10 protein-coding genes are annotated in these 12,071 nt (G+C 58.6%); 4 read left to right on the top strand and 6 right to left on the bottom strand.

All coding sequences use genetic code 11. The features are described 5' to 3' along the window. Positions 1-3: 3 nt before the first annotated feature. From POR16_RS18345 to POR16_RS18330, 4 genes are all read right to left on the bottom strand, one after another. Positions 4-1,023, bottom strand: a complete 1,020-nt coding sequence (locus tag POR16_RS18345; RefSeq protein WP_005891529.1) for a transketolase family protein — start codon at positions 1,021-1,023, stop codon at positions 4-6. Continuing rightward, positions 1,020-1,868 carry a transketolase gene (locus POR16_RS18340; protein ID WP_024691731.1) on the bottom strand — a complete coding sequence of 283 codons (849 nt, stop codon included), beginning with the start codon at positions 1,866-1,868 and terminating at the stop codon, positions 1,020-1,022. The genes POR16_RS18345 and POR16_RS18340 overlap by 4 nt, the downstream gene beginning before the upstream one ends. Positions 1,869-1,886: 18 nt before the next feature. Beyond that, the gene (locus POR16_RS18335; RefSeq protein ID WP_005891533.1) at positions 1,887-3,188 is read right to left on the bottom strand and encodes an MFS transporter; all 1,302 of its coding nucleotides are present in this window, start codon (positions 3,186-3,188) and stop codon (positions 1,887-1,889) included. Positions 3,189-3,288: 100 nt separating this feature from the next. Further along, positions 3,289-4,038: an SDR family NAD(P)-dependent oxidoreductase gene (locus POR16_RS18330; RefSeq protein ID WP_005891534.1), complete on the bottom strand. Its 750-nt coding sequence runs from the start codon at positions 4,036-4,038 to the stop codon at positions 3,289-3,291. Between the two features lie 186 nt (positions 4,039-4,224). Between POR16_RS18330 and POR16_RS18325 the strand changes: the two genes are divergently transcribed. Then, positions 4,225-5,142, top strand: coding sequence for a LysR substrate-binding domain-containing protein (locus tag POR16_RS18325; RefSeq protein ID WP_024671272.1), 918 nt, complete (start codon positions 4,225-4,227; stop codon positions 5,140-5,142). A 122-nt stretch (positions 5,143-5,264) separates the two neighbouring features. Here the strand turns inward: POR16_RS18325 and POR16_RS18320 are convergent, their stop codons facing one another. Further along, positions 5,265-6,209 (bottom strand): bestrophin family protein, encoded by a 945-nt coding sequence (locus POR16_RS18320; RefSeq protein ID WP_005891536.1) that lies wholly within the window; start codon positions 6,207-6,209, stop codon positions 5,265-5,267. Between the two features lie 352 nt (positions 6,210-6,561). On the opposite strand from POR16_RS18320, the gene POR16_RS18315 reads away from it, so the two are divergent. Beyond that, on the top strand, positions 6,562-8,022 hold the full coding sequence (locus tag POR16_RS18315; RefSeq protein WP_024671270.1) for a hypothetical protein: 1,461 nt from the start codon (positions 6,562-6,564) through the stop codon (positions 8,020-8,022). Between the two features lie 93 nt (positions 8,023-8,115). Here POR16_RS18315 and POR16_RS18310 read toward each other — a convergent pair whose 3' ends face one another. After that, positions 8,116-8,979, bottom strand: a complete 864-nt coding sequence (locus POR16_RS18310) for a hypothetical protein (RefSeq protein WP_053931939.1) — start codon at positions 8,977-8,979, stop codon at positions 8,116-8,118. A gap of 295 nt (positions 8,980-9,274) precedes the next feature. Between POR16_RS18310 and POR16_RS18305 the strand changes: the two genes are divergently transcribed. After that, entirely contained in the window at positions 9,275-9,775 is a 501-nt protein-coding gene (locus tag POR16_RS18305) for a CesT family type III secretion system chaperone (RefSeq protein WP_005891539.1), read from the top strand. Positions 9,776-9,807: 32 nt separating this feature from the next. Continuing rightward, positions 9,808-12,009: a hypothetical protein gene (locus tag POR16_RS18300; protein ID WP_005891540.1), complete on the top strand. Its 2,202-nt coding sequence runs from the start codon at positions 9,808-9,810 to the stop codon at positions 12,007-12,009. Positions 12,010-12,071: the final 62 nt, after the last annotated feature.

Here is a 12,071-nt window from a genome sequence, read left to right as displayed (position 1 = left end):
TGCTTAAAGCCAGGCTTTGATTTGCGTGCAGACTGCTGGTGTCGAAATGCCGTAACGATCATGCAGTGTAGGCAGCGCGCCAGCATCCAGAAAGGCGTCCGGCAGGGCGATTTGTCTGAAGGTCGGCGTCACGCCATTGCGCAGCAGTACCGTCGCCACAGCCTCGCCCAGCCCTCCGATAATCGAATGGTTTTCCGCGGTCACCACCAGTCGTCCCGGTTTTCCGGCTTCGGCCAGAATGGTCTGCTCGTCCAGCGGCTTGATGGTCGGCACGTGCAGCACTGCAACATCGACACCGTCAGCCTGAAGCGCCTTGGCTGCTTCCAGCGCACGCATGGTCATCAGACCGGTGGAAATGATCAGCACGTCGTTACCGGTACGCAAGGTCTTGGCTTTGCCGATCTCGAACGTGTAACCGTACTCGTCCAGCACCAGCGGTACGTTACCGCGCAGCAAGCGCATGTACACCGGGCCCTGATGCGCAGCGATGGCCGGCACGGCCTGCTCGATTTCCAGTGCATCGCACGGGTCGACAATCATCAGGTTGGGCATGGCCCGGAAGATCGCCAGGTCGTCGGTTGCCTGATGGCTGGGGCCGTAACCGGTGGTCAGGCCTGGCAGCCCGCAGACGATCTTGACGTTCAGGTTGTCTTCGGCAATTGCCATGCAGATGAAGTCGTAGGCGCGCCTGGACGCGAACACCGCGTAGGTGGTGGCGAATGGCACAAAGCCTTCCCGCGCCATGCCCGCAGCCGCACTCATCAACAGTTGCTCGGCCATGCCCATCTGATAGAAACGTTCCGGGTGAGCTTTGGCGAAGATATGCAGGTCGGTGTATTTGGACAGGTCCGCTGACAGCCCGACTATATCCTTGCGTTGGTCTGCCAGTGCCGCCAGCGCATGCCCGAACGGCGCCGGGCGAGTGGCCTGGCCTTCTGAGGCGATAGACGCAATCATCGCCGATGTGGTCAGTTTTTTCTTCGCGACGACGACCGGTGTCGCCTTTTGATCAGTGGAACTCATACGGTTTTCCCCTCGTCGAGGTTGCTCAGCGCAATGTCCCATTCATGCTCGTCCACACGAATGAAGTGGGTCTTTTCGCGGGTTTCCAGAAACGCCACGCCTTTGCCCATTTTCGTGTCGCAGATGATTACCCTTGGCTGCGCGCCCTGATGCTGTCGAGCCGCGTCGAAGGCTGCTACCAACGCGTTAAGATCGTTGCCGTCGACCCGCTGGGTGAACCAGCCGAACGCCTGCCAGCGGTCGACGATGGGTTCGAACGCAAGCACCTCACTGGCGTGGCCATCTGCCTGCTGGTTGTTCACATCAATGATCGCGATCAGGTTGTCCAGCTTCCAGTGCGAGGCCGACATGGCCGCCTCCCAAGTGGAGCCTTCGTTCAGTTCGCCGTCCGACAGCAGGTTGTAGACGAAGGAACGGGAGTTCTTGCGCTTCAGGCCCAGACAGGCACCTACGGCAATACCCAGCCCATGGCCCAGCGAGCCGCCGGTGATTTCCATTCCCGGTGTGTAAGTCGCCATGCCTGACATGGGCAGACGGCTGTCATCCGAGCCATAGGTTTCCAGCTCGTCAAGCGGGATGATCCCGGCTTCGATCAGTGCTGCATACAGTGCAATCGCGTAGTGGCCGATCGACAGGTAAAAACGGTCTCGCAGCTCCCATTCAGGGTCATCAGGCTTGTAGCTCATGGCATGAAAGTAGGACACGGCAAGCAGGTCGGCGGCGCCGAGTGCCTGTCCGACATAACCCTGGCCCTGGACCTGGCCCATGCGCAATGCATGTCGGCGGATATTGTGAGCCCGCTGCGCCAGCGAGCTGGAGGGGGTAGATAAAACTTGGGTTGTCATGTTGGTTACTCCGTTGACTCAACGATTGACCGAGGCGGCAGGAATACGCAGCACCAGGTACGCGCCGATGAACAGCACGCCGGTGATCAGGTACATGCCGATGGCGCTTGAGCCGGTCGTGGTGGTGATCCAGCCGATCAGGTAGGGCGAGCAGAAGCCTGCCAGATTGGCGAAGCTGTTGATCCCGGCGATGCCGGCGGCGGCAGACACGCCGCCAAGCAGGGTGGTGGGCAGCATCCAGAACATCGAGGACGCAGACAGGATGCCTGCCGCCGCGAGGCACAGGCTAAGCACCGAAAGCAGCAGATTGCCGCCGAACAGCGCCGCCAGGCTAAGCCCCAACGCACCCGCAATCATCGGGCCGACCAGGTGCCAGCGCCGCTCGCGGTGCTTGTCGCCGCTGCGGCCCATCAACAGCATCACGATGATCGCGCACAGATAGGGAAGACTGGTCATCAGGCCGATATGTAATGGGTCGGAAACGCCTGCATTACGGATCAGCGTCGGTAGCCAGAAGGTGATCGCGTACTGGCCCATCACCACGCAGAAGTAGATGCACGCCAACAGCCACAAACGGCGGTCGCGAATGAATGCTCCGACTGAAGCGTGTATCACCTTCTGGCTGTTGTCCTCTTCCAGCTCCTTGTTTAGCAGCTGTTTTTCTTCATCCGAGAGCCAGGTTGCCTGATGCACGCCGTCCTTGAGGTAACTCAGCACCAGCAAGCCGACAACGACCGTAGGAATCGCTTCCAGAACAAACATCCACTGCCAGCCCGCCCAGCCATGGAAACCTGCAAAGCTGGTCATGATGTAGCCCGAAAGCGGGCCGCCGATCATGCCGGACAGCGGAATGGCGATGAACCACAGCACGGTCATGCGCGCGCGACGATAGGAGGGGAACCAGTACGTCAGGTAGAGCAGCAGTCCGGGTGCCAGGCCAGCTTCCGCAACCCCGAGCAGAAAGCGCAGGGCGTAGAATTGCCAGGCAGTTTCGACAAAGGCGAAGAGTGCGGAAATGATGCCCCAGGAGATCATGATGCGGGCGATCCAGCGTCTGGCACCGACGCGGTGAAGGATCAGGTTGCTGGGCACCTCGCAAAGGAAATAACCGATGAAGAACATTCCGGCGCCAAGCCCGTAGACGGTTTCGCTGAAGGCCAGGTCGTTCATCATCTGCAGTTTGGCGAAGCCGACATTGACGCGATCCAGGTACGCGCACAGATAGCACAGCATCAGGAACGGCATCAGTCGCCAGGCGGTCTTGCGGTAGGCATTTGCGCGCGTGGTCGAAGCCGCGTCGAGCGTCATGGTGGTTATCATGATGGTCTGATCTCTTGTTTTTATAGATCGCCAGGCAACCGCCCGGCGTATCGGGGATCCAGAACAAACACGGGCTGTCTGCCAGCCCGTCTACTCGCGGTCAGTGAATCAGCATGCCGCCATTCACATCCAGCGTGATGCCGGTGAGGTAGGACGACAGGTCGCTGGCCAGAAATAGCGCGGCGTTGGCCACGTCCTGCGCTGCACCCAGACGGCCCAGCGGAATGCCGTCGATGATTGCGTGGCGTCGCTCATCCTGCATCAACCCGCCTGTGATGTCGGTATGGATAAGGCCGGGGGCGATGGAATTGACGCGTACCTGATCCGGCCCGAATTCCCGGGCCATTGCCTTGCCCAGGCCCAGTACGCCGGCCTTCGCTGCGCTGTAATGCGGACCACCGAAAATACCTCCGCCGCGCTGTGCGGAAACCGACGACATACACACGATGCTGCCCGAGGACTGAGCGCGCATGGCCGGTATCACGGCCTGCGACATTAGCAAGGTGCCGCGCAGGCTGACATCGAGCACTTTGTCGTAATCGGCAGGGCGGATGTCCAAGGTCTTGATGGGCTGGGTGATGCCCGCGTTATTGACCAGCACATCGATGCGGCCGTAGTGCTCGATGACCTTGGCGACGGCTGCCTGAACCTGTTGCTCGTCAGCGACGTTGGCCGCCAGTCCAAGATGCCCCTCACCCAGCGCGGCGGCAGCATCACGTGCGGCAGATTCATCGAGATCGATAATCACCACTCGGGCGCCGTGCTGAGCGAATGTGACTGCGGTGGCACGGCCAATACCGCGCTCGGATGCTGCGCCAGTGATGACTGCGATTTTGCCTTGAAGAAGCATGAGGGTTACCTCTGATTATTTTTATGGGGTCGATTCTGGTGATCGATGATTCAGAGTGTTCCCGGTGTGGGCTGTGAGCAATGCCGCAAAAATCACTGGATGCTGAAAAAAATTCACCTCTCGTCAAGCGGTCAGGCGAGTGGTTGAATGCATGAAATTCAAATAAACCGTTACAGCGGAGCGCTAATGCGGCCTGATGACGATGCACCTCTGAGCCTGCCACCGCTGAAAGCGCTTCAGGCCTTCGAGCAGACAGCCCGCTTCGGCAACCTGGCCAGAGCCGCCGAAGTGCTGGACCTGACCCCTTCAGCGATCAGTCATCAACTGGCCAGACTCGAAGCATTGATTGGCCGGCAACTGTTCGTCCGGGCTGCGCGTGGGGTCACGCTGACACCGGTTGGTGAGCAGTATCTGAAAGACGTCTCCGGAGTGCTGCACAGCCTGGCTGTCGCCACCGAGCGTGCAGCCAGCGACGTCAGTCTCGATTGCCTGCGTCTGCATTCTGCGCCCAGTTTCGGACTGCTCTGGCTGATGCCCAGGCTGGAGGCATTTCGGGTGAGCCACCCGGATATCCAGATCAACCTGTCGTGCTCGTATGAGTCGCTGCATTTCAGCCGGGATAAGATCGACGTCGATATTCGCCATGGCAGGCCAAACTGGCCCAGTTATGAAGTTCGCACTCTGCGCGACGAGCAGTTCGCCGTACTGGCGTCACCGACCCTGCTGGCGCGCCGCACGGTGGACAGCGCAGCTGATTTGCTCGACCGCGAGTTGATTCTTTCCGAAGCCACTTTGTTGAAGTGGCCCGAATGGTTTGCCCGACATGGGCTGGCTCGCCCGGAGAAGCCCTACGCGCTGAGTTTTGACCGATCGTACATGACACTTGAGGCGGCCAGTCACGGGTTGGGGTTTGCGCTGGAAAGTACTTTGCTGGCGCAAAAGTACCTGGCCACTGGCGAACTGGTCGAAGTGGCCCCGCAGGAACTGACTGCTCCGGTAGCCGCACATCATCTGGTGTTTCCCAAAGCCCATTCCAGCTTTCCCAGAGTCAGGCGATTTCTTGAGTGGATGGAAAGTGAACTGGGTCAGGGGTTTGTTTTTTAAGCTGCCGTTCTGATTGATCCGTAAGGTTCAGGGGTTCACCCCCGAACCGTCTACATCCGTCAGCACCGTAGATCAGAAACAACCGGAGTCTTTCGGCTTACCGCGCATGTCAGCGAGCATCATCAAACGGCAAATCGATGAGTTGGCCACGCGCTACCGTCCCGACCCTGCGGGTCAATCACCATTCTCTGTTTTTCGGGTGTCTCGAACATCGAGTGCAGGTTTTTTTCGATCGTGTTGCACAGGTCTTCCATGCGTATCCGGTGCTGACTGTTGCCGAACGGAGCCTGCAAGTCGGTACCGATACGGTCCATCGCCAGCAGCATGCAGCCGACTACCGTGGAGATCGCCGGCGTGAACCAGCCCAGAGTCGTTACCATGCTCAGCGGCATGATGATGCAGAACAAGGTGCTGAACAGCTTCGGGAAATAGACGTAAGGATAGGGCAGCGGCGTATTGGCGATGCGTTCCATCCCGCCCTGGCAGTTGGACAGCTCGACCATGGTCGACTCCAGCCTGGCCAGGCGGATGCTGTCTATGCGTCCGGCAGCGAACTCTTGCGAGATGATCGCTGCGGAGCCATTGAGAATGTCATTGGGAAAGTTATTGCTCTGCGCGGCCTTGTGAATTTCCTCCCGAGACAACAGACCGTCGAGTTTCGCCGTGCCGACATTGCCTTTCAGGTGCGCGCGCAGTGCGCGCAAGTAAGCTACGTGACGCTTGAACAGGGTGGCCTTGATCGGGTTGTCGCGGTCTTCACGTTCAGCGTCGATCAATGTCAGCACCTGGCGGCCAAAGCTGCGCGAACTGTTGACCATCGAGCCCCACAAGGTGCGCGCTTCCCACCAGCGATTGTAGGCACTGGAATTGCGAAAGCTGATCAGCACGATGAGCGCCGAGCAGAGCAGGGTGAGTGGCATCAGCGGAAAATCGATACCGGCGCCTTCTACCAGCATGACGTCTACGGTCACGGCCACGTCCCAGAGCAAAAGCCAGAACAGCGACCAGCCAACGTAAGTTACCGTTCTTGTGATGCACAGCCATTTTTTTTCGTAAGGACCAGGCATTGCGGCACTCCTTTGCTGGTTGGAAGAGGTTGTGTGCGATCAATGAACACGCCACGCCGCAAACTTACGCACTCAGCCTTAAAATTCGCTTAATTCTTCATTGTTTTTGAAATGAATTCGAGCAGGCCACGCGAGACCGCTTTTGGGGGCATACCACGCTGGTGTGGAACTGCAACGAATGTGAAACCACACAGTCTCGTCGGTCCTTTTCACTGACGGGCACCGGACGTTCGCAATCTCTGTCTCCGTTGGACCGACGCTTAATTGCCTTGCCTGTACGCATGCAAGTCGTCCGGATAAGCCCATCCCAGCGCGACGTCATAAAGCCTGCGCATACAGAGAGGGAATTTCCATGCCTATCAATCGATCCGACAGTCCCCGCCCCAGCATTGAAATAGAGAACTTTCAGAGCGCAAGAGAATCTTTCGCCTCCAGTTCGGTACGGTCGCTCAGTTCGGCCGAGCATGCCAATCTGCAGGGCATTACCGATTACCTGAAAGATCACGTGTTCGCTGCACACAAGCTGCCGTTAAACGATCCATCCGCTGATCAGGACGCCGTTCATGCTCACAACGAGCAGATCGATAACATTGTCGATTCGCGCGCCAGACGTTTGTTTGATGCGGGGGAAACCCCTGCAAGCATCGCCGAAACCTTCGCCAAGGCGGAAAAATTCGACAGGATGGCAGCCACTGCGTCGGCAGCGTTGCGGGCCGCACCCTTTGCCGCTGCGTCGGTGCTGCAATACATTCGGCCTGCGGTCAGCGAGGGCAATTGGTTGCCGGCTCCGCTCAAGCCTTTGGCACCGCTGCTTCCCGGCGCATTGTCGGGGGTCATGGATCAGGTCGGCACCACGGTCATGAACCGAGCAACCAGCGACCTGCATTACCTGAGCACATCGCCAGACAAGCTGCATGATGCAATGGCCGCGTCGGTGAAGCGCCATGCGCCCAGTGTCATGCGGCAGGCTTTGGATATGAGCTTAGGCGTTCAGACCTATACGGCCAGGAATGCGGTGCGTACCGTACTTGCTCCGGCGCTGGCATCCAACCCCGCTGTGCAGGGCGCTGTCGATATCAGTGTGTCGGCGGCAGGCGGGCTTGCTGCCAACGCAGCTTTTGGTAATCACATGGTCGGTGTGCAAGCGCGTGATCATCAGCGCGGCGGGGCATTTGTACTGGGTATCAAGGACAAGGAACCCAAGGCCGACTTGAATGAAGAAACCGACTGGCTCGATGCCTACAACGCGATCAAGTCCGCCAGCTACTCCGGCGCAGCGCTCAACGCAGGCAAGCGGGTGGCCGGTTTGCCGCTGGACGTCGCCACCGATGGCTTGAAAGCGGTGAGAAGTCTGGTATCGGCCACCAGCCTGGCGCAAAACGGTCTCGCACTGGCGGGTGGCTTTGCCGGGGTGGGCAAGTTGCAGGAAATGGCGACGAAAAATATCACTCACCCGGCTGCCAAGGCAGCAGTCAGCCAGGCAACCAACCTGGCAGGCTCTGTCGGGGTGTTTGCAGGCTGGACCACGGCAGCAGTAGTAACTGATCCCGCTGTCAAAAAGGCTGAATCGTTCATACAGGACAAGGTGAAATCCGCTGCGTCCAGTGCGACAGGCTATGTGGCTGAGCAGACAGTGCAGACAGCACAGTTGGCTAAGGCAGGCATAGACGCCGGCGGCGAGATGATTGCCGCTACGGCGACTTCCTTGCGCGACTCGTTACGTCGTCGAAACGTTCGTGAGCCTGATATCGAAGAAGGCGGTATCGCGGCAGGATCACCGAGCGCAATGCCTTTCCAGCCAGGCCGATCATAAGCATTTTGAAACATTGCAGTTAACGGAAAGGGGCGTATTCGAAAGAATACGCCCCTTTCATTTACCGGTGCTTTTACCGGAAAGGCTTCCCTGTCAGGCAGCTACCTTGGCTTTGTCGGATTCAGGCTTGGCGTCGGCTGCGGCGACGTTAGCTGTATTCTGCTTGTCAGCAGGGTCTCCCTTGGCCGCCGACTTGTCGACAGGCTCGGTCTGACCGTGCCCAGTGGCTGCGGCACCTGCACCAGCCTTGGAAGCGTCTTTTACCGAATCGACTTTGCCAGATGGATCTGTAGCGCTTGCCAATTCCGCAGCCGAGCCAGCGTGGCCTGGTTTAGCCGCTAGTTCTGTGAGCAGAGATTCAAGGGGATTGCTACCCTTGGCTGCATCGCCGGTGTTGTTCGAAGGGCCGTCAGCGCTTGCAAGGGATTGCGGAGCGCCTCCAGCGGCTGGTGCGCCGCCACCGCCCGCAGCAGCAGGTGCACCACCGCCGCTGTCGCCACCGCCTGCCGCAGCAGGTGCGCCGCCACCGCTGCCGCCGCCCGCTGCAGCAGGAGTACCGCCACCGCCGCCTGATGCTGGCGGAGTACCGAGTCCGCCATTGTTGCTGGGCGCCTGGTTGCCACCGCCACCACCATTGTTCTGCTCTTGGCCGGCGTCCTGTTTTTTATCCTTGCCCGAGAGCATATCCGACAGCGCCTGCAACAGCTCGGTAAGCAGCTTCATTATCTTCGACTGGCTGTCGCCTGCCTTGCCGCCGTCCTGCGAATTTTGAACAGAGTTGTCGGGCTGTCCGAAGTTGACGTCTTTCTGTTTGTCACTGGCAAACAGCAACGAGCTTGGGTCTACGGCTTTCTGAGTATTTTGCTCGCTAAGCGCCTTATTTTGTGACCCCTCGCTATTCAGCGCCGAGAAGTCCAGCGTGTTTGACGCTTGCATTGAGTTGATGCCGATGGTCATGGTGCTTTACCTCTATGGGATGGACAGATGAACCGGCGTTGTAGTCCGGATTTACCGGCGTTGTTCGCCGTGCCGCTGTCAGTTCTATAGATCGACGAGGACTTCGCCTTGGTGTTGCCTGAGGTGAGTGGCAACGCGAGATGATGGGTTCCACCGGTATCGCATGACAATTTCTGCGCTGCGGCGTTTTTTGTCAGGGTGCCGAACGCAAGGAACCAAAATGCTATTGGCTTCGACACAGTGCTAACACACCCATCGAATAGGGCGTGGCTTCATTCCAACCGGAGGCCGTGAGATGACCAACAATGATCAGTACCACACGCTTATCAACGAGATCTGTGCGCTCAGCCTGATCTCTAATCCCGAGCGCTTTTACGAATCTGCCAATTTCAAAATCAGCGACGTGGATTTCACCCTTCAATATCAGGACCGCGACGAGGGGAGTGCTGTGTTGATCTACGGTGACATGGGCGGATTGCCTTCACGCAATCGTGACACCGTGCTATTGGCCTTGATGGACATCAATTTTCACATGTTCTCCGGTGCCCACAGCCCGGTATTTTCCTTTAATGCTCAGACCGGCAGGGTGTTGCTGATGGGGTCGGTAGGGATCGAGCGTGCCTCTGCCGAAGGCGTTCTGCTGCTGATGAGATCTTTTGCCGAACTGGCCAAAGAGTGGCGTGAGCATGGCTTCATGGCCCAGGGCCAGACCGACGCGGCGAGCGCACCAGCAGCGCTGCCGGTGTCTTCAGCAACAAAGCGTGAAAGTGCTTCTGCTCTCGGGAGGTTCCAATGACTATTACACGAGTTGGCTCAGGCAATATCCAGATGGTTCAGGGGAGCCCGCAACATGCCGCAAGCCCTGTTGCTGCACCTCACCCTAATGCGGTCACCCCAGGCACTAACCCGCCGCTGACTCCCCGCCAGTCAATTGCAGAAGTGGGAGAGAGCTCGGCGGCTGGCGCAGCAAGGCTCAAAGTCGATCCGGAGCACGAAAAAATATTGAAGGAATTCATGGCCGAGCCGGCGACTTCAACCGAAAGTGGCGAGCCCCTGATCAGCCCGCGTGCGGCTTTATTGATCGGCAGTGCGCTATCTCGGCCGGGATCGGAAAAGGTGCCCTTCGAAGAGATGGCTCAAAGACTGTCACCTGAGCGCTATCAACTTAAAAAGTTTCACGGCTCGGACCTGCAGCAGCTGTTAGGCAAGTTTGCCCAGCCGGGTCAGGCGCCCGACAAGGCCGAAGTCGGGCAACTGATCAAAGGCTTTGCGCAGTCAGTCGCCGATCAGTTGGAGCACTTCCAGCTCATGCATGACGCACGGGCAAATTTATCCGGGCCTGACGGTTCGCGCCTGCCTGTCAGTCTGCGCGACCAGAATGCTCTGGCTATCAGTCAGGAAGCGCTGGGTAAATACGCGGGCCGTGCCAGCAAATCCATCGAAGAGGGGCTGAGCAAAAGTATTGCGTCGATCGATAGCCACATTGAGGATCTGAACACGGCGCTGGAAAATGCCGATGACGGTGGCCGACTCACTCGTGAGAATGACAAACAGGCGCTGGTCGACGCCAAGGCTACGCTGGTCGAACTGCGCGACGGGTTCCCCAAGTCACCGGAAGGCAAGCGTCTTCAGTCTGTGGCCGCTCATGCGCAGCTGGACACTCTGGTGCAGACGCTAAATTCTGATCGCAATTCGGTGGGTGGCTGGAAGGGGGCCGGGCCGATTGTGGCTGCCGCGATCCCGCAATTCATTGCGTCAATGACCCATCTGGGTGTCGTCCGCTCGGCCATGAACGATCTAATGAAAGATGCCGTACCCGGCAAGAGCAGCGACGCCAGCATGCTGAAGGCCACAGTCGTGGGGCTGGTAGCAGGCGTTGCTCATGAAGGTGTCACCAATCTGGTAAAACCCTTGATTCAGGCCGGGTGGCAGACGTCTGGCCTCAATGAGCGCTTGAACATGGTTCCACTCAAGGGCATCGACACCAACTCGGTCATTCCGGACCCTTTTGAACTCAAGAATGACAACGGCAAGCTGGTCAAGAAAACTGCCCAGGAAATGAGCGATGACAAAACGTTGGTCGAAGACGAGCGGGCTATCCTGAATCAGAAAAAAGTTCAGGTCACGTCCACCCACCCGCTGGGTGAAATGATTCCTTACAGCTCTTTCGGTGGCGGTCAGGCTGTTCGCCAGATGCTTCACGATCTCAATCAGATCAATGGCCAGACCTTGGCTGCCAGAGGCCTCACATCCGGGATGGCAGGTGGTATTTCGGCCACTACGCAAACGATCGCACAGTTGAACTCCACCTACGTCGATCCGCAGGGACGCAAGATTCCAGTCTTCACGCCAGACAGAAAAAATGCCGACCTGGCCAAGGATCTGGCTAAAGGCCTGGACCCGCGTGATCCCGCGGTTCGCACTGCGTTTTACAGCAAGGCTCTGTCGGGCATCCAGAGCTCTGCGTTGACCAGTTCATTGCCGCCAGTGGCAACCATGCCCAAAGGCGAGCAGGGCAGGCTGAGTGCAGGAACCATTCTGCGTAACATGGCTTTGGCTGCGACTGGTTCGGTGTCCTACCTGTCTACCCTGTATGCAAACCAGTCGGTGACGGCGGAAGCCAAGGCGCTGAAGGAGGCAGGCATGGGCGGTGCAACGCCGATGCTGGCTCGTACTGAAACAGCCTTGAACAATATCCGTCACCCGGACAGGGCATCGCTGCCACATACGTTCCAGCCGAGCACGTTGAGCGGCATTCCAAGAGCCTTGGAAAACGCCTATCACATGGGCAGAGGTACGTTGCAATTGCCGACCCAGATGGCTGTGGACACGGTTCGGGTCGTCGAGGAAGGTGTACTGAACGGAGTGTCGTCAGCCCGCGCTGCGCTTACCCCGGCAAAACCCCCGTCCGCCGATGAGCCCCAAGTCGTCGCGCAGACAACGCCACCGGGCAGCCCGCAGGCACCTGACGTTTCGCTCGACGATGCGCAGTTACGCGCGATGGAAGAAGGCCTGCCCACCTCACGTTAAACCCGAAGCCGGGCACAGGCTGCAGATGCCTGCTGCCCGGCTGATTCATAGCGCTTTCCCCC

Source organism: Pseudomonas coronafaciens pv. oryzae str. 1_6 (genome assembly GCF_000156995.2).
Lineage (GTDB): Bacteria > Pseudomonadota > Gammaproteobacteria > Pseudomonadales > Pseudomonadaceae > Aquipseudomonas > Aquipseudomonas tremae.
This window is presented reverse-complemented; position numbering and strand designations above follow the sequence as displayed.